The organism is Methylomonas sp. (genome assembly GCF_023228165.1).
Taxonomy (GTDB): Bacteria; Pseudomonadota; Gammaproteobacteria; order Methylococcales; family Methylomonadaceae; genus Methylomonas.
This window is the reverse complement of sequence record NZ_JALOBS010000040.1, coordinates 1-23,607: the sequence shown is the minus strand read 5'-3', so window position 1 is coordinate 23,607 and position 23,607 is coordinate 1. Positions and strand designations below refer to the sequence as shown.

24 protein-coding genes and 3 tRNA genes are annotated in these 23,607 nt (G+C 50.5%); 15 read left to right on the top strand and 12 right to left on the bottom strand.

What is annotated here, in order from left to right; genetic code table 11:
• Positions 1 to 564: 564 nt before the first annotated feature.
• From waaA to M0R33_RS21260, 3 genes are all read left to right on the top strand, one after another.
• Positions 565 to 1,824, top strand: coding sequence for a lipid IV(A) 3-deoxy-D-manno-octulosonic acid transferase (gene waaA, locus M0R33_RS21270; protein ID WP_292573973.1), 1,260 nt, complete (start codon positions 565 to 567; stop codon positions 1,822 to 1,824).
• Positions 1,825 to 1,902: 78 nt separating this feature from the next.
• Complete coding sequence (locus M0R33_RS21265; RefSeq protein WP_292573972.1) at positions 1,903 to 3,111, top strand: argininosuccinate synthase; 1,209 nt, start codon at positions 1,903 to 1,905, stop codon at positions 3,109 to 3,111.
• 161 nt (positions 3,112 to 3,272) lie between these two features.
• Positions 3,273 to 3,887: a hypothetical protein gene (locus M0R33_RS21260; RefSeq protein WP_292573971.1), complete on the top strand. Its 615-nt coding sequence runs from the start codon at positions 3,273 to 3,275 to the stop codon at positions 3,885 to 3,887.
• Positions 3,888 to 3,965: 78 nt separating this feature from the next.
• Here M0R33_RS21260 and M0R33_RS21255 read toward each other — a convergent pair whose 3' ends face one another.
• Together M0R33_RS21255 and cysG are read right to left on the bottom strand one after the other, a co-directional pair.
• Entirely contained in the window at positions 3,966 to 4,301 is a 336-nt protein-coding gene (locus M0R33_RS21255; RefSeq protein WP_292573970.1) for a cytochrome c, read from the bottom strand.
• Between the two features lie 196 nt (positions 4,302 to 4,497).
• The gene (gene cysG / locus M0R33_RS21250) at positions 4,498 to 5,898 is read right to left on the bottom strand and encodes a siroheme synthase CysG (RefSeq protein WP_292573989.1); all 1,401 of its coding nucleotides are present in this window, start codon (positions 5,896 to 5,898) and stop codon (positions 4,498 to 4,500) included.
• Between the two features lie 74 nt (positions 5,899 to 5,972).
• Between cysG and M0R33_RS21245 the strand changes: the two genes are divergently transcribed.
• Positions 5,973 to 6,203, top strand: coding sequence for a sulfurtransferase TusA family protein (locus M0R33_RS21245; RefSeq protein ID WP_256615510.1), 231 nt, complete (start codon positions 5,973 to 5,975; stop codon positions 6,201 to 6,203).
• Between the two features lie 66 nt (positions 6,204 to 6,269).
• Here M0R33_RS21245 and M0R33_RS21240 read toward each other — a convergent pair whose 3' ends face one another.
• Complete coding sequence (locus tag M0R33_RS21240; RefSeq protein ID WP_292573969.1) at positions 6,270 to 6,923, bottom strand: HAD family hydrolase; 654 nt, start codon at positions 6,921 to 6,923, stop codon at positions 6,270 to 6,272.
• Between the two features lie 150 nt (positions 6,924 to 7,073).
• On the opposite strand from M0R33_RS21240, the gene rppH reads away from it, so the two are divergent.
• Positions 7,074 to 7,598, top strand: a complete 525-nt coding sequence (rppH, locus tag M0R33_RS21235) for an RNA pyrophosphohydrolase (RefSeq protein ID WP_292573968.1) — start codon at positions 7,074 to 7,076, stop codon at positions 7,596 to 7,598.
• Here rppH and cpdA read toward each other — a convergent pair.
• Positions 7,595 to 8,386 carry a 3',5'-cyclic-AMP phosphodiesterase gene (cpdA, locus tag M0R33_RS21230; protein ID WP_292573967.1) on the bottom strand — a complete coding sequence of 264 codons (792 nt, stop codon included), beginning with the start codon at positions 8,384 to 8,386 and terminating at the stop codon, positions 7,595 to 7,597. The genes rppH and cpdA overlap by 4 nt on opposite strands.
• Positions 8,387 to 8,437: 51 nt before the next feature.
• Entirely contained in the window at positions 8,438 to 9,754 is a 1,317-nt protein-coding gene (gene argA / locus M0R33_RS21225) for an amino-acid N-acetyltransferase (protein ID WP_292573988.1), read from the bottom strand.
• A 326-nt stretch (positions 9,755 to 10,080) separates the two neighbouring features.
• Here argA and argH point away from each other — a divergent pair, with 326 nt between their 5' ends.
• Positions 10,081 to 11,472 carry an argininosuccinate lyase gene (gene argH, locus M0R33_RS21220; RefSeq protein ID WP_292573966.1) on the top strand — a complete coding sequence of 464 codons (1,392 nt, stop codon included), beginning with the start codon at positions 10,081 to 10,083 and terminating at the stop codon, positions 11,470 to 11,472.
• A gap of 58 nt (positions 11,473 to 11,530) precedes the next feature.
• Here the strand turns inward: argH and M0R33_RS21215 are convergent, their stop codons facing one another.
• The 6 genes from M0R33_RS21215 to pyrC all read right to left on the bottom strand — a co-directional run bounded on the left by M0R33_RS21215 (position 11,531) and on the right by pyrC (position 16,783).
• Positions 11,531 to 12,025: a DUF4124 domain-containing protein gene (locus M0R33_RS21215; protein ID WP_292573965.1), complete on the bottom strand. Its 495-nt coding sequence runs from the start codon at positions 12,023 to 12,025 to the stop codon at positions 11,531 to 11,533.
• Positions 12,026 to 12,198: 173 nt separating this feature from the next.
• Complete coding sequence (locus tag M0R33_RS21210; protein ID WP_292573964.1) at positions 12,199 to 12,528, bottom strand: DUF4124 domain-containing protein; 330 nt, start codon at positions 12,526 to 12,528, stop codon at positions 12,199 to 12,201.
• A gap of 281 nt (positions 12,529 to 12,809) precedes the next feature.
• Positions 12,810 to 13,094, bottom strand: coding sequence for a lipid-A-disaccharide synthase N-terminal domain-containing protein (locus M0R33_RS21205; RefSeq protein WP_292573963.1), 285 nt, complete (start codon positions 13,092 to 13,094; stop codon positions 12,810 to 12,812).
• Positions 13,094 to 13,813: a glycosyltransferase family 2 protein gene (locus tag M0R33_RS21200; protein ID WP_292573962.1), complete on the bottom strand. Its 720-nt coding sequence runs from the start codon at positions 13,811 to 13,813 to the stop codon at positions 13,094 to 13,096. The genes M0R33_RS21205 and M0R33_RS21200 overlap by 1 nt, the downstream gene beginning before the upstream one ends.
• 74 nt (positions 13,814 to 13,887) lie before the next feature.
• Positions 13,888 to 15,465, bottom strand: a complete 1,578-nt coding sequence (locus tag M0R33_RS21195; RefSeq protein ID WP_292573961.1) for a glycosyltransferase family 39 protein — start codon at positions 15,463 to 15,465, stop codon at positions 13,888 to 13,890.
• Positions 15,466 to 15,733: 268 nt separating this feature from the next.
• On the bottom strand, positions 15,734 to 16,783 hold the full coding sequence (pyrC, locus tag M0R33_RS21190; RefSeq protein ID WP_292573987.1) for a dihydroorotase: 1,050 nt from the start codon (positions 16,781 to 16,783) through the stop codon (positions 15,734 to 15,736).
• A 108-nt stretch (positions 16,784 to 16,891) separates the two neighbouring features.
• Here pyrC and M0R33_RS21185 point away from each other — a divergent pair, with 108 nt between their 5' ends.
• The 4 genes from M0R33_RS21185 (at position 16,892) to nadA (ending at position 20,899) form a co-directional block, all read left to right on the top strand.
• On the top strand, positions 16,892 to 17,173 hold the full coding sequence (locus M0R33_RS21185) for an FmdB family zinc ribbon protein (RefSeq protein WP_292573960.1): 282 nt from the start codon (positions 16,892 to 16,894) through the stop codon (positions 17,171 to 17,173).
• Positions 17,174 to 17,252: 79 nt separating this feature from the next.
• A complete protein-coding gene (gene aspS / locus M0R33_RS21180; RefSeq protein WP_292573959.1) occupies positions 17,253 to 19,043 on the top strand; it encodes an aspartate--tRNA ligase in 1,791 nt (596 codons plus the stop codon).
• A gap of 148 nt (positions 19,044 to 19,191) precedes the next feature.
• Positions 19,192 to 19,740 carry a DUF2780 domain-containing protein gene (locus M0R33_RS21175; RefSeq protein WP_292573958.1) on the top strand — a complete coding sequence of 183 codons (549 nt, stop codon included), beginning with the start codon at positions 19,192 to 19,194 and terminating at the stop codon, positions 19,738 to 19,740.
• Positions 19,741 to 19,801: 61 nt separating this feature from the next.
• Positions 19,802 to 20,899 carry a quinolinate synthase NadA gene (nadA, locus tag M0R33_RS21170; RefSeq protein ID WP_292573957.1) on the top strand — a complete coding sequence of 366 codons (1,098 nt, stop codon included), beginning with the start codon at positions 19,802 to 19,804 and terminating at the stop codon, positions 20,897 to 20,899.
• On the opposite strand, the gene ylqF is transcribed toward nadA, so the two are convergent.
• Entirely contained in the window at positions 20,900 to 21,805 is a 906-nt protein-coding gene (gene ylqF / locus M0R33_RS21165) for a ribosome biogenesis GTPase YlqF (RefSeq protein WP_292573956.1), read from the bottom strand.
• A gap of 161 nt (positions 21,806 to 21,966) precedes the next feature.
• Between ylqF and csrA the strand changes: the two genes are divergently transcribed.
• From csrA to M0R33_RS21140, 5 genes are all read left to right on the top strand, one after another.
• Positions 21,967 to 22,158: a carbon storage regulator CsrA gene (csrA, locus tag M0R33_RS21160; RefSeq protein WP_292573955.1), complete on the top strand. Its 192-nt coding sequence runs from the start codon at positions 21,967 to 21,969 to the stop codon at positions 22,156 to 22,158.
• 9 nt (positions 22,159 to 22,167) lie between these two features.
• Positions 22,168 to 22,258: transfer RNA gene (locus M0R33_RS21155), tRNA-Ser, on the top strand.
• 63 nt (positions 22,259 to 22,321) lie between these two features.
• Positions 22,322 to 22,398: transfer RNA gene (locus tag M0R33_RS21150), tRNA-Arg, on the top strand.
• Positions 22,399 to 22,423: 25 nt separating this feature from the next.
• Positions 22,424 to 22,499, top strand: a tRNA-Asn gene (locus tag M0R33_RS21145).
• A 121-nt stretch (positions 22,500 to 22,620) separates the two neighbouring features.
• Positions 22,621 to 23,526 carry a fatty acid desaturase gene (locus M0R33_RS21140; protein WP_292573954.1) on the top strand — a complete coding sequence of 302 codons (906 nt, stop codon included), beginning with the start codon at positions 22,621 to 22,623 and terminating at the stop codon, positions 23,524 to 23,526.
• Positions 23,527 to 23,607 lie beyond the last annotated feature (81 nt).

The following is a 23,607-nucleotide window of genomic DNA, read 5'->3' as shown; positions in this document are numbered from 1 at the left end:
AAACTGGCATCAATTGAAATAAGTTTCCAGTTATTCCTGCCTCGCTGATGATTCATTCTATTTGTTTACGAACACAGGCAGAGATGTCTGAACCAACCAAAAATCACCAATACCAATCAACAGATAGCCATAATAAAAAACCACCCGAATAGCGCAAACCAAACCTCTCCAATCCGACTGTCATGCTCAGCCAAAACCTGGAATGGCTTTGAGTTGCCCGCCACAAAGGCTGGCTAGCCGAAGCCTCAGGGGGCTTAGCATTTTGTTTTTCGATACTCATACGCCTCTAAAGACACTGTATTTTTGTGAATTGGGGCAAGTGTTGCTTTAGTCTGTCTAGCGCCGCGGCGGCCCTGATGCGGTAAATTTCCAGCCAAAAACATAACCCGGATGTCATGAAATGGAATCCGATGGGCAAATCCCGGATTTCGCAGTGCTTTATCCAGGCTGCCTTTGCTTTGTTATAATTTCCCAAAAATTATAACGGGGGGCGTTAAGTGGTTGCATTCGGTTGGGAATTCTTATCAGGCTGTTTTTATGCCTTAGTCGTCGGGTGCTGAAAGGATGCGGAAACTTTATACCGTTATTTTTTACCTGACTTTACCGTTTGTTTTGTTACGGCTTTATTGGCGAGGTTTCAAGGCCCCTGAATATCGGCGGCGCTGGCTGGAACGCTTGGGATTTTATCCGCGCCAATCCGCGCAAAATGTGGTGTGGTTCCACTGCGTGTCGGTCGGCGAGGCGGAAGCGGCCTTTCCATTGCTACGCCTGATGCAGGCCGAGCACCCTCAGCAACGGTTTTTGGTGACCACCACCACGCCCACCGGTTCCGCCAGAGTGCGGGCAGTGTTGGATACGCAAGTGGAACATGTCTATCTGCCCTACGATTTGCCGCTGGTTTTGCAGCGCTTTTTCAGGCATTTTCGGCCGAAAATGGCGGTTTTCATGGAAAAAGAAATCTGGCCGAATTTATTTGCGGCCTGTGCCGAACAGCAAATACCTTTGTTTGTGATCAATGCGCGCTTGTCCGAGCGTTCGGCGCGATCCTATCAAAAAATACCGGCATTAATTAAGCCCGCGCTTGAGTGTATCAACCAAATTGCCACCCAAACTGAAGCGGACAGGCTGCGATTTATGGAAATTGGCGCCGATGCGGGACGGGTGGCGGTATTGGGTAATATTAAATTTGATCTGAGCATAGACGACAGCGTCATTGCCGCCGGTCAGCTATTAAAGCAGCAGTTTGCCGAACGCTTTGTGTGGATTTTGGCCAGCACCCATCAGGATGAGGAAGCGCGGTTGCTGCCGGTTTATGCGCGCTTGAAAAAACAGATTCCGCAACTTTTACTGGTGATAGCGCCTCGGCATCCGGAACGTTTTACGGCGGTTAAAAACATCTGCCGGGAGCAAGGCCTGAATGTGGTGATGCGCAGTGATAACAAGGCGGTTGCGGCGCTTGCCGATATTTACATCGCAGACAGCATGGGTGAATTGAAGATGTTATACGCGGCCGCGGATGTGGCTTTTGTCGGCGGCAGTCTGGTGCCGGTAGGCGGGCACAATGTGCTGGAGCCGGCGTTAATCGGTGTGCCGGTATTATTTGGGCCGCAGATGTTTAATTTTGCGGAAATTGCTGAACGTATTTTGGCCGAGCAAGCGGCTGTGCAATGCGCCACGCCTGACGCAATAGGCGCGGCGGTGCTGCAAATTCAGGCGGATACGGATTTTAGAGATAAGCTGACCGCCAAGGCCAAAGCCTTTGTGTTGCGTAACCAAGGCGCAACCCGGCGAATTGCCGATATGCTGTCTCACGCACTGCGATAGACTTGTCTACGGAATCGGTACCCGTTTTCCGTTATAATTGAGCCGTTTTTTTCTTAAATTTAGGGTGTGAAACGCATTATGTCCGAAGTCAAAAAAGTCGTATTGGCCTATTCAGGCGGTCTGGATACCTCGGTAATTCTTAAATGGTTGCAAGATGTTTACCAATGCGAGGTGGTGACATTTACGGCCGACATCGGTCAAGGCGAAGAGCTGGAGCCGGCTCGTGCCAAAGCCACGGCGGCGGGTATCAAGGAAATTTATATCGACGATTTGCGCGAGGAGTTTGCCCGCGATTTTATCTTTCCGATGTTTCGCGCTAATACTATTTACGAAGGCGAATATCTGTTGGGTACCTCAATTGCCCGGCCGTTGATTGCCAAGCGTTTGATCGAAATCGCCAACGAAACCGGTGCCGATACGATTTCTCACGGCGCCACCGGCAAAGGCAACGATCAGGTGCGTTTCGAGCTTGGCGCTTATGCGCTACGTCCCGATATTAAAGTTATTGCGCCGTGGCGGGAATGGGATTTGAATTCCCGGCAAAAATTGTTGGACTATGCCGAGAAGCACGGCATCTCCGTGGAAATGAAAAAAGGTAAAACCTCGCCTTATTCCATGGATGCCAACTCGCTGCATATTTCCTACGAAGGCCGAATTCTGGAAAATCCCTGGACCGAACCGGAAGACGATATGTGGCGCTGGACAGTTTCGCCCGAGAATGCGCCTGATCAAGCCACCTATGTTGAATTAAGCTATCAAAACGGTGACATCGTGGCGATCGACGACGTGCCGCATACGCCGCATCAAGTGATGGAGCAGCTGAATAAAGTGGCCGGCGCCAATGGGGTAGGGCGGTTGGATATCGTCGAAAACCGTTATGTCGGTATGAAGTCGCGCGGTTGCTACGAAACGCCAGCCGGTACCGTGATGATGAAAGCGCACCGAGCCATCGAATCGTTGACGCTGGATAGAGAAGTGGCGCATTTAAAGGATGAGTTGATGCCGCGTTATGCCTCTTTGATTTACAACGGTTACTGGTGGAGTCCGGAGCGGGCCATGCTGCAAACCATGATCGACGCATCGCAAGTCAACGTTAACGGTAAGGTACGGGTGAAATTGTACAAAGGCAATGTCATCGTGGTCGGCCGTGCATCGGATAATAGTTTGTTTGATGAAAATATCGCTACTTTCGAGGAAGATGGCGGCGCTTACAATCAAAAAGATGCCGAAGGCTTTATCAAGTTGAATGCCTTGCGAATGCGGATTGCCGCTAAAAAAGGCCGCTAAGTTTTTCCTGGCAGCATAAAGCAGGACATTTTCAGTGAAGCTTGTATAATGGATTAGTATGGTCGAGGTTGGCTTTATAATGGGCGGAATTGGTTTTTGCTTCATTATGCCGTCTTGATCGATAGCTTCCTGATTAGCAAACTACAACAATAATGAGCACTATGCCTGAGATTAATCTGGATGATGCCAACAGTGAATCGCGCGCGCTAGCCATGCTTCAGGCTGTCCAAAAACACCATGCCTTGGTAAAAGCAAATCGTTTTTTATTAATGCTGGTGTTTGCCTTGATGGTGATGGTTTTTGTTTTGGGCTTGGTGTTAATGCCCAAACAAAATCGGTTGAACGATCTTAAAGTCAATCAGGCAGAGGCGGCCGCCTATGCCTTGCAGAACCCGGCTATTTCCGCCGAGATCAACACGCTGAAAGGGCAGTTATTCGGATTAGTCAGCGGTTCCATTGAAAGCAAGCTACGGTCGTTGGAAGAAAATATCAAGCGCGGTAGCGTGGTGGATTCGCTGAATACCATTCAAGATTTGAAAAGCGATGTTAAGGTTCTCAACGCGTATACCAATACGTCGCCGCTTAACACCCGGAAAGATGCGGATAATCAGCAATTGATCAAAGAGATTACCGATTTAAAGGATTTGGTTTATTTGACTTTTATTTCCTGTGGATTGATGGTTGCCGCATTGGCGGGGGTTTGGCTGCGCCACCGTTACAGACTGACCCACCAAAAAAACCATACCATTTATATCGGACGCAGCCGACAAGATTGATTAACAATTTTCAACGGACATAAAAAAGCCGCCTTACAATCTGTGAGGCGGCTTTTTTTAGCTTTAAAGCTTTCGGTCTTATTTGCTCAGGTAAGAGTAAACAGCATCGATAGCTTGGTCTTCGGTGTAGCCGGCTTTTTTAACAGGGCCAACCGCCATGATAGCTTCAACAGCTTTTGGCATGCCGTTTTTGCCGTTTTTCAGAACGGATGCGAATTGATCTTTAGGCAGTTTGCCGGCTTTGATCAGTTCTTTCAATTGTGGGTTTGAAGCGATGTCGTGGCAAGCGCCGCAGCCACGGCCGAAAGCGCGGTCGTAAATTTTCGCGCCAATTTCTTCTGCTTCGTTAGCGGCTACTTGACCGCTGATTGCAATCAGAGCCGCACCTACTAATAAACCAAATGATTTTTTCATTATTATGTTCTCTCGTTATGATTAAAAAAAGGACTATGAGTTAACTAAACACTCACAAGCCAATGGAAAGTAAGTCTGGAAAGCATAGGGAATTTTAGAGAAAAATTCAATCGATTTTCAATAAAACCGGATGATTTCACTGGCTTGCGGCTTCATTGTTTCGGTTTAAGCTTAAAGTTCGCTGAATTGGCCGTAATTAGCTATCGGTTCCTGGGGCGGTTTTAAACCAATTAAGTTTTTCATGTAGCAACACCACCGTGCCAACGATAATCAAGGTGGGCGGTTTGATATCTTGCTCATGCACCAATTGTGGGATATCCGTTAGCGTGCTGGTCACTACGCGCTGATTGGGGGTGGTGCCTTGTTGGACGATGGCGATGGGGTGATCCGGTGGGCAGCCGTTTTCGATTAGCGCCTGACAGATATTCCGCAGACCGACCAGCCCCATGTAAATCACAATGGTTTGGTTGGGCGTGGCTAGTTGTTTCCAGTCCAGGTTGATGTTGCCGTCTTTTAAATGGCCGGTCACAAAAGTGCAGGATTGAGCGTGGTCGCGGTGGGTTAACGGAATGCCCGCATAGGCGGCGCAACCCGCCGCCGCGGTTATGCCGGGTACGACTTGAAAGTCGATGCCTTGTTGCATCAGGGTTTCGATTTCCTCGCCGCCGCGACCGAAAATGAAAGGATCGCCGCCTTTAAGCCGGGCTACCCGTTTTCCGGACAAAGCCAGATTGGCGAGTAATTCGTTGATGGATTCCTGTGGCAGGCTGTGGTTGCTGCGCTGCTTGCCCACATAAATTTTTTCGGCATCCCTACGCGCCATTTCCATGATGCCGGCCGATACCAAGCGATCATATACCACCACGTCGGCTTGCTGCAGCAAACGCAGCGCCCGGAACGTCAACAGATCCGGATCGCCGGGGCCTGCGCCGATCAAATAGACTTCGCCCTTATTCGGCTGCCGTTCCGCCAGTTCCAGGTTTGATTTAAGTAAATCCGCTGCCTCCCGGGTATTGTCGGCAAATACCAGTTCGGCAACCCGGCCTTGCAGCATTTTTTCCCAAAATACGCGTCGCTGGGCTGGTTCATGGATGGTTTGTTTAACTAATACTCTAAAATCTTCGGCAAACTGGGCCAGTCGGCCGTAGCTGGCTGGAATCATGCTTTCTATTTTGGCTCGCAGAATTCTGGCCAGCACCGGCGAAGCTCCGCCGGAAGAAATAGCGGCAATCAACGGCGAGCGGTCCACGATAGCCGGAAAAATAAAGCTACACAGATCGGGATTGTCGACCACGTTGACGGGAATCTGTTGATTTTCCGCGCTGGAGGCGACTAGCTGGTTGACTGTTCTATGGTTTGTGGCCGAAACGACCAGACGCATGCCGGCCACGTCGTCCGCGCTAAAACTTTTTTGCCGGAGATCCAGATTCAGGGATTGTTGCATCGCCAGGACGCTTTCCCCAAACTGTTCGGCAATCACGGTGATTTTAGCGCCGGTTCTACCTAGTAATTCGATTTTACGCGCCGCAATTTCGCCGGCGCCGACCACTAGGCAGGGCTGATTCTTAAGTTTGATAAAAAGCGGGAAGTAATCCATCGTTGCTCGATTTTCCAAGGCTGGGGTTGGTGTTATGATGAAAACGTATATCTGAAATTGTGAGTAAGCAAAATATGATCGAATTTGATTTTGAAGTTGATGCCAGTGGTTTGCAATGTCCGCTACCGTTGTTGCGCCTAAAAAAAGCCATTATGGAAATCGAAAGCGGGGCAGTCGTTAAAGTGATTGCCACCGATCCAGCCGCTCACTTGGATTTTGGGGTTTACATTGACCAAGCCGGCCACATTCCTCTGAAAATACTTAAAGAGGCGGATAAACAGATTTTCTTTATACAGAAAAAATAACAGCGATTCAATATTATGACTCGGCCATCAAAGCGTAGCCAGTCTGTCGCTTGAGTCGCGTTACCATTATCTCAGGCTGATAATAGGCCAGCCGGCTTGCTCCGCGGCTGCGCGCAATTTATCGTCCGGGTCGACTGCCACCGGATTTTCGACCAGTTTCAGTAGCGGTAAATCATTATGCGAGTCACTGTAAAAACAGCTGCCGTCCAGGTTTAAAGCAGACTTGGATAGCCAATCCTGCAGTTGCTTGACTTTGCCTGCCTGAAAACAGGGCGTGTCGATAAAATTGCCGGTATAACGCCCGTGTTTAAATTCAGGCGTGGTGGCCAGCAAGTTATCGATGCCATACAGTTTGACGATAGGTTCGGTAACAAAGCGGTTGGTGGCCGTGATCACCAGCAAGGTGTCGCCGGCCGCGCGATGGCGTTCGACAAGAGCATGGGCCGCATCCAGCGTGATGGGTTTGATCAGGGTTTCGACAAACTCATCCCGCCATTGATATAGTTGCTCGGGATCGTGCGCAGCTAAAGGGGCAAGGGAAAAATCCAAAAATTCGACGATATCCAGGCAGCCCTGTTTGTAATCATCGTAAAACTTGGCGTTGGCCGCTGCATAATGGCCTTTGTCTACAATGCCGCGGTCGACTAAAAACTGTCCCCATAGGAAATCGCTGTCATCGGCAATCAGCGTATTATCCAAATCAAAAATCGCTAAACTCACGCTAAACCTGTCAAATTAAATAAAACCACACGGCTTATGGCTTCCGCCGCTTATTTGTGGAACAATTGCGCCATTCATTTTAATGGTCCGTCCGAGTACGATTTTAGCATTCAGTCGATGCTGCGGGCGGCAAATAATACAGGTTTTTACATGATAGACTCGAAAGGATACCGACCCAATGTCGGCATTATCCTTTGCAATGACGAGGGTCGTGTGTTCTGGGCAAAGCGCAAAGGCGCTAATTCGTGGCAGTTTCCGCAAGGCGGGATCGATTTCGATGAAGACCCGGAAACCGCGATGTATCGGGAGTTGTGGGAAGAAACAGGTTTGCGTGCGGAACATGTGCAGCTATTGGGGCGGACCCGTTATTGGCTGCGCTACAAACTGCCGGAACGTTATATTCGCAAAAATTCGCTGCCGTTATGCATAGGCCAGAAACAGATTTGGTTTATGTTGCGTTTGCTTAGCGACGAATCCTTGGTGCGTTTCGATTGCGGCCAAAAACAGGAATTCGATAACTTTAAATGGGTGGAGTATTGGTATCCATTGCAGGATGTGGTGTATTTCAAGCGGCGGGTGTACCGCAAGGCGATGGATGAATTGGGGTCCCTGTTGATGGCTGACAATGTGCAGGTAGATGCCGCGGGTTATTTATCCGGATGCCAGGAAAGTTAATACTCGTGAGCGTTTCGGTCTAAATCGGTCATCGTAATAGGTAGGCGGAATATTTCGGATTGCAATTGGCCATCATCGTAAAGTTGGAAGATACGGTAGCCGGGCGGTGTTTCATCGATACTAAATTCGCTGGAGTGGGGGGTGAACTGAAAACAGCTGGCGGGCGTGGCGAATAGGGCTATTTGAGCTTCCTGTTTACTAAAAGCCTGATGCACGTGTCCGCAGGTGACCGCCTTCACTTGTGAATACTTTTGTATCAGCGCCAAAAAGGCGGCGCTGTTTTGAATCTGCATGGTATCCATCCAAGGTGAACCGCTTCGAATGCAATGATGGTGAACCGCGATTAACGTCGGCAGGTTGATGTGCGATTGCAGTGTTTGTTCCAAAAAATCCAATTCATCGTCATCCAGTACGCCAATATGGCTGTTTATTCTTTGGCTGTTCAACATCAGGATCGACCAGTTGCCCAAAACCAATTGTTTGTCGCAACTGATTTTTCCAGTATTCAACTGTGTCTGCATCAAACTGAAATCATCGTGGTTGCCGGGTAAACAAAGGCAGCGCGTGTCGTAACGGCTTAAGTGCCGGTAGATGCGCTGATAAGTATCGGCACATGGATCTTGTGCCAAATCGCCGGTCAGCAGGATTAAATCGAAAGGACCGTGTCGGTCAACGGCGTGTTTTAGGGTTTGCTGAAAATAAGCTTCGGTATCGATCCCCAGCATTAACTCACCGGAATGCGGAGTGACGTGGAGATCGGTAAGCTGCAAAACGTTCAATGTTGCCATGACTGCAAATTTTTCACGTTAGTTGATAGACATAGACCGAGCTTGCCATGATCAGTCGACCTGCTTGAATAAGACTTTCGAATTGCGGGCATAGTTATAAGCGCTCTTCATGGGTTCCGGTAAATTCTGAATTTCGCAAGGCGTAAAGCCGCGCTCGATAAACCAATGTACGGTTTGGGTGGAACGCACATACAGGCGTTTAATGCCGCGCTGTTCCGCGTTCTGCGTCAGGTAAGCCAATAAGCGACTGCCGCGGGCGCCTTTTTGGTAGTCATTGTGTACGGCCAGACAGGCAATTTCGGCATGATGCTTGTCCGCCATAATATGAAACGCGGTACAGCCGATGATCAAGCCATCCCGTTCGATGACAATATAGTCGTTGATTTCCATTTCCAGTTTTTCCCGAGAGCGTTTTACCAATATACCTTGCTGTTCCAGCGGCTTGATCAGCTCCATGATGCCGCCGATGTCATCCAAGCTGGCGGGGCGTATGGCTTCGAATTCGGCAGAACTAATCAAGGTGCCTATGCCGTCGCGGGTGAATAATTCCAACAGCAAAGCGCCGTCCAAATGGCGGTTAATCAAATGGGCTCGCCCTACGCCTTGCCGGCAACTTTGGATGGCTGCGTTCAACGAACGTGCCACGGCATCGGGTAGTTCCGGGGTCTTCGCAAGCAGTGCCTGGGCCTGATCGGTAGTGAGCTGTTGAATGGGGTGGTTATCTTCCGGGGACAGGCAGGCTTGATCGGTGAGTAAAATCAGTTTCTCGGCGCGCAGCGCAATAGCCACTTCGGTGGCCACTTCTTCGGCGGACAGATTGAATACCTCGCCGCTTGGCGAATAACCGACGGGAGAAATCAGCACCACATTATTTTGATCCAGCTGCTGGTGGATAGCTTGGGAATCGATGCGGCGTACTTTACCGGTATGGCAATAATCGATGCCATCCAGCACGCCCAACGGTTTGGCGGTGACGAAATTGCCGGAAGCAACCCGGATTTTAGCGCCAGCCATCGGCGAGCCGGAGACGCCCATGGATAACAAGGCTTCAATTTCCACCCGCACCAGTCCTGCCGCTTGTTTAACGTATTGCAGGGTGGGTGCGTCGGTGATGCGCAAATGATGATGAAACTTCGGCGTATCGCCTTGTTGCAAAAGTCGTTCGTCGATTTGCGGCCGGATTCCGTGCACCAATACCAGCCTGACGCCCAGACTTTTCAGCAATGCAAAATCATGGATCAGATTATCGAATTCCGGCTCGGTCACGGCGGTGCCGCTAAAAAAAATCACAAAAGTGCGATTGCGATGCGCATGGATATAGGGCGACGAGTTTCTGAACCAATTGACGAAGGCGGAGGGTTGCTGCATGTGGTTGTCGAGGTTGAATAGGACGGTTGTGTCGCTAAGCATGTTAGACAGCTGGCTAATGAAAGTCCAGCGTAGCGGGTCTTATACCGCTGGACATGACTGATGACGGCGGTTTTTACCCTGCTCGGTTAGCCGTTTGAAACTATACTCATCGCACTTCGAATGGCTGTTTTAAATTCTCCTCTCCTTTACTCTCTCCGGCAGGAGAGGGTGTTGAGGTGCCGAAATTTGACAGGCAATAGCTATAATTATTGGCTAATAAGGACTATAAATGGCCGCGGCAACGGTATAATTTGAGTTTATTTTTTTCTATCTTCTGACCAGCCATGACCACTGTTAATACCGAAAAACTCTCCAGCGCGCGATTTGCCGAAGCCACCGATGCTTTTGTCGAAGAATTTACTGCTTCGGTGGGGTTCGATCAACGCATGGCGCAGCAGGATATTCAGGGGTCTTTGGCGCATGCGGCCATGTTATGCAAAATCGGCATCCTGACCGAACAGGAACTGGCTGATATTCAACGCGGTTTGGGGCAAATCGGTGCTGAAATAGCACGGGGCGAGTTTGTCTGGTCGATCAAACAGGAAGATGTGCATATGAACATCGAGGCGCGTTTGACTGATTTGATCGGCATTGCCGGTAAAAAACTGCATACCGGACGTTCCCGCAATGATCAGGTGGCCACCGACATTCGCCTGTACTTGCGCAGCGATATCGGCGCGATCATGGTGCAGTTAAAACGTTTGCAGCTGGCATTGCTGGATGTGGCCGAACGCGAGGCGGATACCATCATGCCGGGATTTACCCATTTGCAAGTGGCGCAGCCGGTCACTTTTGGCCACCATTTAATGGCCTGGTTTGAAATGCTGTGCCGGGACCAGGAAAGGCTGCAGGATTGTCTTAAACGCCTCAACGTCATGCCGTTGGGCGCCGCCGCATTGGCGGGCACTAGTTATCCGATCGACAGATATATGACGGCAGAGCTGTTGGATTTTTCCCGGCCATCCAACAATTCGTTGGATTCGGTTAGCGATCGGGATTTTGCGATTGAGTTTGCCGCGGCAGGCAGCCTGATCATGATGCACTTATCGCGTTTTTCCGAAGAATTAGTATTGTGGGCCAGCGCGCAGTTCGATTTTATCGACATACCCGATGCGTTTTGTACCGGTTCCTCCATCATGCCGCAAAAGAAAAATCCGGACGTGCCCGAGTTGGTACGCGGCAAGTCCGGACGGGTGGTCGGGCATTTGATGTCTTTGCTAATGCTGATGAAAAGCCAGCCCCTGGCCTACAACAAGGACAACCAGGAAGACAAAGAGCCGTTGTTCGATACCGCCGACACGCTGATTAATTGTCTGCGCGCTTTTGCCGATATGATGCCGCATGTCAAAGCCAAGCGGGAGAACATGTACAACTCGGCCAAACGTGGTTTTGCCACCGCAACCGATCTGGCCGATTATCTGGTACGTAAAGGCATGGCTTTTAGGGATGCGCATGAAGTGGTAGGGCTGGCGGTGCGCTTGGGCCTGGACAGCGGGCGGGATTTGTCCGAGTTAGCGCTGGGCGAATTGCAGGGTTTCTCTCCAGCCATCGGCGCCGATGTGTTCGATATTTTGAAACTGGAGGGCTCGGTGGCTGCCCGTAACCATATCGGGGGTACGGCACCGGCACAGGTCCGGAAAGCGATCGCTGCCGCGCGCCTGCAAGTCGGGGTTTAACGGCGGTCCGGACAATCAGACATAAATCAGCCGTTACTGATTCTGTTTAAAGCCAAACTTAAGGGTTGATACGCAATTGCGGATTATCCCGGTTTCTGTTGGGTTGAGGGCTTGGCCGAGGGTTTGGCGCAATAGGGAAACGGGGAGCGATAGGGGGCAAATAAAAATACGGCCGGTTGTTGTTATAACGATTTTGCCTTTCCAGGGCTTCTGCTTGCCGCTGTTGTGCCTGGGCCTGCTCTTGTTGGGCTATGGCGTTGCGCCGGGCAAACTCTAAAGTAGCCGCGGCCCTTTGTTGTTCCGCTCGTTCTTTATCGACCTTTTCCTGCGCGGCTTTTCTGCTGTCGTATTCGCTTTGAACGGCTTCCAGCTTGGCTTTTGCTTCTGCTTCCTTGGCCGGGTCGGATTTGATATCCAGTTGCTGTTCTTTAGCGGCACCGTGACAAGGAGCGGCTTGATAAATAGTTTTGCCGTTTTTTTCAATACATTTGAAGACCTCGGCGCCGCAGTCCGCCGCCGCCAAGCACAAAAACATAAATAACAGTTTGCGCATAAAGATTCTCCCCGGCTTGGGCTGGTTCATTAGCCATAGTGTAACTCACTCATCCGGGGGAAAGCGGTAAACCGAGCTAGTATCGGGCTGGTTACAACTGCTGAATGATTATCGCCGCATTCGAACGGACGAAACAGAAATTAATGTTGCCGTCCTAGTTCGTCTGTTTATCTTTACCGCGCTTCCGTCTGTTGCTGAATCGAGGTATTTTTGCGAACAATTTCCAAAGCGGCGGCGGATTGTTTATTTTGCTCTGCTTGTAATTTTTCGCCGGCGGCTTTTTGGGCTTGATATTCGGCTTGAATGGCTTCCAACTTGGCTTTTGCCGCCGCCTCTTGGGCGGGGTCGGGCGCTGTTTTGATATCTAACTGCTGCTCTTTGGACGTAACTTTGCAAGGAGTGGATTGATATATTGCTTTGCCGAATTTTTCCACGCACTTGAAGACTTCGGCGTGGGATGGGGCCGACATAAGCAATAAAAATAAAACGGATATTTTGCGCATAGCGGTTATTCTCCAAGGTAAGCCGCGAATAGTCGGGCCAGAATGCATGATGCCGGCCTGCGGCCGCGCGATATCAATTTGACGGGGCCCGGCAACGTAGGTTCGCGACCCGTGCTTTCGGCATGTTAATGGCGTTGGCCGGACTTGAATTATGCGGCGCCATTGCCAAGTTTAGATGCCGGATCGATGGGGAGCTGTTTAGCCTATTTTGCTGGCGCTGTCAATTTGTTCGCACCCGGCGCGAATTTTCGCCGCCGGGTTGCAGTCTTATGACTTGAAACCTACTTAGAGGCGAGTTGTTCTTGTTTGGCGTGTTTGATCACAAAATACAGATTGCGGGCATAAATCAATAAGCCGCCAGCCTGACCGGCAATGAAAACCGGGTCTTGTTTGTGTATGGAATAAATCAGCAGGGTGGAGCCGCCCAGGATGCTGAAATACCAGAACATTACCGGAATCACGCTCTTTTTTTGCCGCTCGCTGGCTAGCCACTGTACCAGAAACCGGGCCGAAAACAGGCCCTGCCCGAGAAAACCGACAATCAACCAAAGGGTATTGGCGTCCATTATTTCACCTCGCTAATAATCGGCAGGCTGTGGCGTTTTTTCAGCCAGATGACGCCGAGTAAATCAACAACGCCGGCTGTCAGTCTGTCCAGAGTGCCGTATTTGGATTGACCGTGGCTTCTGGCGCGGTGATTGACTTTAACCGAAATCACCTCGCCGCCCGCCATGCGTATCATGGCCGGCATGAAGCGGTGAATATGGTCGAAATACGGTAAGGCTAAAAATTTATCCCGGCGAAACAGTTTTAAGCCGCAGCCGGAGTCGGGGGTTTGGTCATGCAGGAATGCCTGTCTGACGGCATTAGCAAATCGCGACGAAAACCGCCGCCAGCCGGTGTCGTTGCGTTGATGTCGAAAACCGGCCAGCATCCATAGTTGCTCCGAGTCATGTTCGCTCAAGGCGGTCATCAAATTAGGAATATCGGCGGGATCGTTTTGGCCGTCGCCATCCAGCGTGGCAATCCAGTCATATTGGGCCGCTGTCACGCCGCTGTGAATAGCGCGGCTTTGCCCGCAGGCTTTTTGATGTTGTAACACCCGCAAAGCCGGATAAGCCTGCATGGCTTGTTTTAATTTCAGCAAGGTATCATCCGTGCTGCCGTCATCGACAAATAACATTTCGTAAGCATCCTGACTGTGCAGGGCCTGATGTATTTCCGCAATGAGGGTTCCAACATTATCGGTTTCATTATGAACCGGAACCACGACCGAAATTTTCATGTATCTATAATTTAAAAGTGGATAAATATTTAAGGGGCTGGATTTTAGCCGAAAACTCAAATTGTTTCTTAGGCTTATGCAGGGCCAGACGCTAACGCTTCAGTCGCGGTTTTAAAGAATAACCAGTACTCCCGATGCGGCTGGATGTAAAAAGCTTGAACCGGTTTGGCTTTCTCCAAAAAAATCAGATAACCATTAGGGTGCTGTTGGGCCCATTCAGCTGTTTTTTCGCGCTCGATGGTCTCCAAAGGTTGGGTTAACCGGCCCAGAAAATCTAATTGGCCCTGATAATCGCCGACAAAGGCAGTTGGTATCCGGTGGTCGTTAAACTGTTTCAAGAGCATGGCGGCAGGCCTGAGGTTGTATTGCAAGCCGACGTACTGAAAGAAAAACATAAAGCCGATAAATATCGAAACGACAACGGCGCTAGATAAGGCGCAGACTGAAAGTCTGCGTGTATACACTACAAAAGCCGTCAGGATTATGGCAATTGCCGTGACGCTCAATCCCCAAAACGGCTCTACCTGCTTCACCCAATTTAGCTTTGCCAGGCCAGGGACTTGCGGCAGGATGATCAGAAACAGTCCGATTAAGCCGATCAGGACGGCTGGCAGCAATTCGGCGAATAAGCTGTATCGACGCTCCGGCTGATCGAGTAAACGGGCGCAGATTAAGGCAAAGGCCGGAAGCATCGGAATCAGATAATGCAGCTGTTTACTCGGTAAGAGGGAAAACAACAGCAGGGATGCCGCTAACCAAGTCAGGCAAAAACGTAAGCCGGATTGGTCGGAAATGCGGGTCAAGCCAAGATTTTGCCATAATCGTGGCCAAGCGATCCACGGAAAGGTCAGTAGCGGTAAAAAATAGAGATACCAAGGAAACGAACGGGCATGAATCTTGGTGCCGACGGTGCGATCCGCGGTTTGGTGCCAGAGGATGGCGTTGGCATACTCTTCGCCGCCCGCCGCCGCGGCAGGCAAGGCCCAGGCAAGCGCTATGGCGCTGCCCGCCAGCAGGCTCAGCCCCAAATAGCCGAACCAGGATTTGCTGAATGAATAGTCGGGTTTTGCCCAGATGAAGACGACGAGGGCGGTGGGCAATAGATGCAGAAAAATCACCGGGCCTTTGGCTAATAAGCCTAAACCTATCGCCAGACTGAAAAAACTCCAGCCTTTAAGTGAATTGCCCCGGATCGCCTCTATTAAGCCCAGCATCCCTAGTAGCACGCAGCAGGTGAGCAGGGTATCGAACATGGTGGAGCTGGCGAATAAGGTCCACAGCAGGGTGGCCAGCAAAATCCAGGGGGCTTTTAGCGCAATCTGCGACCGGTCCGGCCAAAGTTTAAGGGCTAGCTGACGAGTCAATAGCAAATTCAGCAAGGCGCATAGCGGTCCCACCAAGCGCGGCCACCACTCGTTGATGCCGAAGATTGCCCAGCCACTTTCAAACAGCCAAAACAACAGCGGCGGTTTGTGGCTATAGGTATGGCCGTTCAAATAGGGCACTAAAAAGTCGCCTCGTAACCACATTTCCCAGGCTACGCTCAGGTAGCGAGTCTCATCGATGGGGATGGGGTTACGTAAGAAAATGGTTGTTGTTAGTAACAGCCAAAGGGGGAAAATCCCCCAGCGATAAACAAAGTCTTTTGACATGGTTGGTGGGCGAGAAATGAAAATAAGCCGAGCATTGTTCAGCCGGGTGCCGACGTCGTAAACGTTAATTAGTAAGCTAGTTTTGTGCCACGTTAAGATTTCTTGTCGAGTTGCGCTTGGCTTTAGGCGATTAGTTGGTAGCGTTAATGAAATTACAAACGCCTTAAATCAACCAAAATAACGTCAGATAAACCAACCAATAGCATGGCCCCCAGCATGCATAATGGTTGATTTGCTCGCTTGGATGGTTGAAATACACCGATTTAGACTAGTCGGCGCTTTGCCGCCAATGTAATAATTCTCCCGCATTTAAAGGCGTTATGGTGTGATCGGTGCCGCCGTATTGCTTAGGTACCGTCCAGGTTTGTTTTGCCAAAATGATGGATTGGGTGTTTCGGGGTAAGCCGTAAAAATCCGCGCCATGGAAGCTGGCGAAGCCTTCCAGTTTGTCAAGCGCGTCCGCTTGTTCAAATGCTTCGGCGTACAATTCCAATGCGGCGTGGGCGCTGTAACAACCCGCGCATCCGCAGGCGTTTTCCTTTAAATGAGTCAGATGCGGAGCGCTGTCGGTACCGAGAAAGAATTTGGGGTTGCCGCTGGTAGCGGCTTTTAACAAAGCGAGGCGATGCTGTTCGCGCTTTAGAATAGGCAAGCAATAAAAATGCGGACGAATCCCGCCGGCCAAAATGGCGTTACGGTTATACAGCAAATGTTGCGGTGTAATGGTGGCGCCGACATTGTCATGAGCGGATTCGACAAATTGTACCGCTTCTTGCGTGGTTAAATGCTCCACCACGATGCGAAGGTCGGGAAATTCCTGTGTGATATGACTCAATTGGCTGTCGATAAAAATTTTTTCCCGGTCGAATATGTCGTATTCGGTATTTGTGACTTCGCCGTGAATCAGCAGGGGAACCGCGTGTTTTTCCATTGCCGCGAAAATCGGGTAGGCGGCTGCAATGTCGGCAACCCCGGCGTCGGAATTGGTGGTGGCGCCTGCGGGATACAATTTGAAGGCATGGATGTGGTCCGATTCAGCGACTTTTTTAACCTCCTCCTCGCTGGTATTGCCGGTCAAATACAGCGTCATCAATGGCTTAAATGATGAATTTTCCGGCAGCGCGGCGAGAATCTCGTCTCTATATGTCATGGCCTGCAGCACGGTAGTTACCGGAGGCTTAAGGTTTGGCATGATAATGGCTCGACCGAATTGTCTGGCGGTATGAGCAATCACCGTTTGCAATATCGACCCGCTACGCACATGCAAATGCCAGTCGTCGGGTTGAGTGATTATCAATCGGTCTGTCAATTTGTCCATTTTTACGCTGATTTCGATTAAAATAGGCATAAGTCTAACATCACGGGCCTTGAAAAATTCAAGCATCAGCCCTATTCACAAACCTGTTTCTGTTTTTTTGGAGTCGCTATGCCCATTTATGAATATCAATGCAATGCCTGCGGTCATGAGCACGAAGCTTTGCAAAAACTTGGTGCCGACCCGTTGGTGATCTGTCCGGCCTGTAATGAAGCGGAATTGAAAAAGAAAATTTCCGCGGCCGGATTCCGTCTTAAAGGTAGTGGCTGGTATGAAACCGATTTTAAAAGCGGCAATAAGAAAAATGTTGCCGGTGAAAATTCCAGTCCCAGCTCCAGCTCCGGCAGTACCACCTCTGGCGGTGGCTGCGGAACGAGTTGCGCCTGCCACTAATCCTTGTCCATAACGGGTGGGTTGCTGTCGGCGGCCCACCGCGCCTTTCATCTTAAATTTGAATAACCCGAGAACAACTATGCGTAGCCACAAGTGTGGAGAACTGAACACCCAACATCTTGGTCAAACCGTCGCCTTGTGCGGCTGGGTTCACCGTCGTCGCGACCATGGCGGCGTTATCTTTATCGATTTGCGCGATCGTGCGGGTCTGGTGCAAGTGGTGTTCGACCCCGACTTGTCTGATAGCTTTGCCATAGCTGAAAGTGTTCGTAGCGAATATGTGTTGCGTATAGAAGGTGTGGTGCGTGATCGCCCCGAGGGTACCCATAATGCCAACATGTTCACAGGGCAAATTGAAGTATTGGGCAAGCATATCGAAGTACTGAACGAATCGGAAACACCGCCGTTTCCGTTGGAGAGCGAGATCGAAGTTAACGAAGAAACCCGGTTGCGTTTCCGTTATATCGATCTGCGCCGTACCGTGATGCAACAACGCATGAAGGTTCGCCGCGATGTGACTCGTCATTTACGCCAATATTTGGATGATCACGAGTTCTTCGAAATCGAAACGCCGTATTTGACCAAGGCAACTCCCGAAGGTGCGCGCGATTACATCGTGCCTAGTCGGACCCATCCGAATTCGTTTTTTGCCTTGCCGCAATCTCCGCAGTTATACAAGCAGTTGCTGATGATTGCCGGGATGGAGCGTTATTATCAGGTGGTGCGCTGCTTCCGTGACGAAGATTTACGCGCCGACCGTCAGCCCGAATTTACCCAGCTGGATATCGAAACCTCGTTTATGAACGAGCAGCAGATCATGTCCATCATGGAAGAAATGATTCGTCGCCTGTTCAAAGACATCATCAATGTCGATCTGGGTGACCCGTTTCCGGTTATGAGTCATGCCGAAGCCATGCGCCGTTATGGTTCAGATCGTCCAGATTTACGGATTCCGTTGGAATTAGTGGACATTGGCGAGGAAATGCGCGAAGTGGATTTCAAGGTCTTCTCCGGCCCCGCCAACGACCCGCACGGCCGTGTAGTAGCGATGCGGGTGCCAGAAGGCGGCGAAATGAGCCGCAGCGTTATCGACGAGTTGACCAAGTTCGTCGGTATTTACGGCGCTAAAGGCTTGGCTTATATCAAAGTCAACGATCTGGCGGCGGGCGTGGATGGCTTGCAATCGCCCATCGTCAAATTCGCAGCGGACGAAGTGTGGGCTAAAGTCATGGCAAAAGTCGGCGCTCAAAACGGCGACTTGGTGTTCTTTGGCGCCGACAAAGCCGATATCGTTAACGAAGCCATGGGGGCCTTACGAGTCAAATTGGGCTTGGATCGTAACTTGCTGATCGGTGATTGGAAACCTTTATGGGTGGTCGATTTTCCTATGTTCGCCTGGGACGACAAGGCACAACGCTATACCGCGATTCATCATCCGTTTACCGCGCCTAGCTGTTCGGTGGACGAGCTGAAAGCCGACCCCGGCCATGCCTTATCGCGCGCTTATGATTTAGTGTTGAACGGTACTGAAGTCGGCGGTGGTTCCATCCGGATCAACCGTACCGAAATGCAGCAAATCGTGTTTGCCATCCTGGGTATCGGTCACGAGGAAGCCCGGGAAAAATTCGGCTTCTTGTTGGACGCTTTAAAATACGGTGCGCCGCCTCACGGCGGTATCGCGTTCGGTTTGGACCGGTTGGTCATGTTAATGACTGGTGCCAGTTCGATTCGGGACGTGATTGCCTTCCCTAAAACCCAAACGGCATCCTGCCCATTGTTCAACGCACCCGCTTTAGTCAGCGACGAACAGTTGAAAGAATTGGGTATCCGTTTGCGGAAACCCGCCGGCAAGGAAGAAAAGCAGGATTAATTCAGGCCATCAGGATGTATCAGCGATAGAGGCATCCTGATGATTGGGCGGCACCTGACGTTTAGGTTTGCGCGACTTGATTTAGCTGCCTTGTTAGCGCATTTTTACCATTTTGATTTTTCAGAGGTTAGCCGCTATGAAGTATGTAATGTCTTTTACGCTAGTTGGGGCGGTAGCATGGTTGGCGGGTTGCGCGCCCGCACAGCAGCAATCAAATCAGAATTGGGCGTTGGGCGGCCAGCAAGCTCCCGCCGTTCAGCAGGTCGTTAATCTGAATACTGCAGCCGCGGCATCAACAGCGGCATCGCCGGAAACGGGCTTGGTGAACATGTTGGTGAATCAGCTGGGGGTAAACTCGCAACAAGCCATGGGCGGGGCGGGTTCCATCTTCTCATTGGCCCAGCAGCGTATGAATCCGGGTGATTTTATGCAATTGAGTGGTAGCGTGCCGGGTATGAATCAATACTTGTCGGCTGTACCGCAGCCGTCGTCTTCCAGTTTGTTGTTCGGTTCTGCCGCCAATTTGATGGGCGACCAAGCCGGTGGACTGGGGAATTTGGCGGCTTTGGCAGGTTCATTTCAGAGTTTGGGAATGAATACCAATTTGATCGGCCGGTTTGTACCGGTGGTATTGCAATATGTACAAGGTCAAAGCGGTCCGGCCGCGATGAGTTTGTTGCAAAGCGCTTTGTATTGAACAAGATGCCGAGTCGATTTTATGGCGTGATTTCCGCGCTTTATTTGTTTTAGGTTTAAATATGACTTCTTCCGCTTTACCCATTCATGACTATGCCTTGTTGGATGACGCCGATTGCGATGCGCGCATCGCCGCCGCGAAAGCCAAGCTTGGCAAACGTTGCATCGTTTTGGGACATCATTATCAGCGTGACGAAGTGTTTAAACACGCCGATATCTTTGGCGATTCGTTGAAACTATCTCGAGAGGCGGCGCAGTCGGAGGCTGAATACATCGTGTTCTGCGGCGTGCATTTCATGGCGGAGGTGGCCGATATACTATCGCGTCCGGAGCAGATTGCCATTTTACCCGACATGGCGGCTGGTTGCTCTATGGCCGATATGGCCAATAAGGTCAAAGTCCAGCAGTGCTGGGACGAGTTGGCGCAAATCATTGACGTGGAAAATACCGTTACCCCGGTGACTTACATTAATTCCGCGGCCGATTTAAAGTCGTTTTGCGGACAGCATGACGGTATCGTGTGTACCTCATCGAATGCGGAAAAAATCCTGAACTGGAGCTTCTCCAAGCGCGAAAAAGTACTGTTTTTCCCCGATCAGCATTTAGGTCGTAATACCGGCTATCGCATGGGAATTTCCTTGGAACAGATGGTGACCTGGGACTTCAACAAACCGCAAGGCGGCTTGACGGAGCAGCAAATTCGCGACGCCAAGATCATTTTGTGGAAAGGTTATTGCTCGGTGCATCAGGCGTTCCAGCCTGAGCAGATCGATGATTTTAAGGCGAAATATCCCGATGCCATCGTCATTTCGCATCCGGAAGCCTGTTTCGAGGTGTGCCAGAAATCCGATTTTATCGGCTCCACCGAGATGATTTTAAAAATCGTCCGCGAGGCCGAACCCAATACCCGATGGCTGGTGGCGACCGAATTGAACTTGGTTAACAGGTTAACTCAGGAATGCCAGGCTCAGGGTAAACACGTGCATTTTATGGCGCCGACTCTGAGTATGTGCTCCACCATGTTCCGTACCGACCCTCAGCATCTGGCCTGGGTGCTGGAAAATCTGGCGGCCGGTCATGTGGTTAATCAAGTATCCGTGCCTGCCGAACAGGCGGTGCCGGCGAAAAAATCCTTGGATAATATGTTGTTGGCGTCCTGATTATCTGCGTCTTCTGGCGGCTTTTTTAGCCGCCTTTTCTTCCCGAATTGCAGCCAGTTCTATCATTTCGGCTGCGATCATTGCCGGTGTTTCCAGGCTGATCAAGCCTAAAGTACCGGCTTTCAATTCGGTTAAAAACAGCTTCGCGGCTTTATCCGGGTCTATTTGTTGGCCCGCGCGCAAGCAGCCTCTTTTTTTGCCGATAGCTTGTAAAGCGCTTGTTGCATCAGTGGGTAAATCGGCTAACTGATAGCGTTGTTGCAGTAAATCCGGATAAGCCTTGAGTAAATAGTCCAGTGCAAACAAAGCGATGTCGTCGTGCTGAAACGCAGTGTCTTTGATCGCACCGGTCACGGCCAAACGATAGCCGCTGTTGCGGTTTTCCACATTAGGCCATAGCACGCCAGGGGTGTCGGACAAAACGATGTTATTTTTCAGATTGATGCGTTGCTGCATCTTGGTTACTGCCGGTTCGTTACCGGTTTTAGCGATTGTGCGGCCTGCAAGGACATTGATGATGGTGGATTTGCCGACATTGGGAATGCCCATGATCATGGTGCGGATCACTTTGTTGGTTTCGGATTTTTCCGGCAGCATCTTGCCGCATAAGTCAATGATTTGTTTGATCTTGTCGGGTTGTTGAGTGGTGACGGCCAGTGTTTTTACGCCTTGCTCAAGTTCCAAATGAGTTTGCCATTGCTGAGTAAGCGCTGGATCGGCCAAGTCGGTTTTGCTGAGGACGCGAATAGTGGGTTTGTCGCCACGCAGTTCCGCAAGCATGGGGTTTTGACTGCTGTAGGGAATGCGGGCATCGAGTATTTCGATGAGTAAATCGATATTGGGTAAAGTCTCTTTAATTTCTTTACTGGCCTTATGCATATGGCCCGGGTACCACTGAATTAACATGATGCGTTCTCTTTTTTGTAACAAACATCATTTTACAGGATGGTGGGCTTAAATTTTATGAGTAAAAGCCAAATAAACTTTCCTTTTTTAATAAAAGATAATAAAATTGTCAGCTCAGTTTGTTTCAGAAACAAAGTGCTTTGGACATGTAGGGAGATGGTATGCTTATCTTGACTCGTAGAGTGGGGGAGACCTTGATGATTGGTGATGAAGTCACCGTCACCGTTCTCGGCGTTAAAGGGAATCAAGTTCGGATCGGCGTCAATGCTCCGAAGGATGTTTCTGTTCACAGAGAAGAAATTTACGAGAGGATTAAAAAAGAGCAATCTGAATCCAAGCCCTCGGATATTTAAAAAAGTTTTGGAGAGATGGCCGAGAGGCCGAAGGCGCTCCCCTGCTAAGGGAGTATGTGCCAAAAGCGCATCGAGGGTTCGAATCCCTCTCTCTCCGCCATAAAGTAATAAAAAAGTAGTTGACTTAATTAGTAAAAATAACCATAATAGACGGCTCAAACAGGCGCCCGTAGCTCAGCTGGATAGAGTACTCGGCTACGAACCGAGCGGTCGGGAGTTCGAATCTCTCCGGGCGCGCCATATTTGAAAAGTAAAAAAATATTAATCCCCTGTAGCTCAGTCGGTAGAGCGGGTGACTGTTAATCACTAGGTCGGCGGTTCGAGCCCGTCCGGGGGAGCCAAATATATCAAGGGCTTACGTTGAAGCGTAGGCCCTTTTTTTTGTCCTGTGTATGACCATGTATTCCCATAGTCTCCCGGTCGGGTAGCGGCAGAAGTTATCCACCCCTGAGGCCACCCATTTTGAGTATACACAGTTACCGGACCGTCGACCGCGAGCAGTTGGCGAACGACATCAAACAACTTCATCTGCAAGCCTTGGACGATTTAGGTCCCGAAGACTTTCGCCACATGAAACGCTGGGGGCAGGCCTGTTCGCTGCTCGGCTATGCGACGGCCTGGATCGCACCCAACCCGATTTCCGCGCTGTTGATCAGCCAAGGCAGTTTCACCCGCTGGACCCAAGTCGCCCATCCCATCCAACATCGCGGTTACGACAAAGTCGGCCCAGGCTCTCGGCGTTATAAAAGCAAACGCTTCGCCCAGGGCTGGCGGCGCTTTCTGGATTGGCCGGACTGGATGACGCCCGAAGGCTGGCACCATGAACATGACGGCCTGCATCATTATCGCTTGGGCGAACTCGTCGATCCCAACAATGCCCAGCACAACATGGAATGGCTGAGACAATCCAAGCTGCCCATGTGGCTGCGCTATACCATCGTGGCCCTATTCTCCGGTGTCTGGAAGCTCAGCTACTACACACCGCGCACCCACAAGGAATTGGAGATCAACGCCGCACGGCATCAGCATCAAGCTATCCCCAAGATGACGCGCTTAGGGTCTTGGAGCGTATGCACCTCGCGCGGGCGAGGCTTATGGCTGCAAAGTATTCTGCCCTATGTCGGTTATCGATTTGTGCTGTTACCGGCCTTGTTCCTGCCCTTTGGCAGCGTTGCCGCCACCAGCGTAGTGTTGAACTCGATTCTGGCGGAAATCTTCACCAACATGCACACCTTCCTGGTGATGATGCCCAACCATGCCGGCGACGACGTGATGGCCTTCGACGACAAATCGCACAGCAAGGGTGAATTCTATCTTCGGCAAATGTCAAACGGCTTTGAAAAGTTTCCACAAAAGAGCGTCGAATAGTTTCCAGTTAAGCTGTAGGGTTATTGGTTTTCCACCGCCTTTTTCCGTTGTTTAAATCGATAGGAATCATTGCCGGTTTCC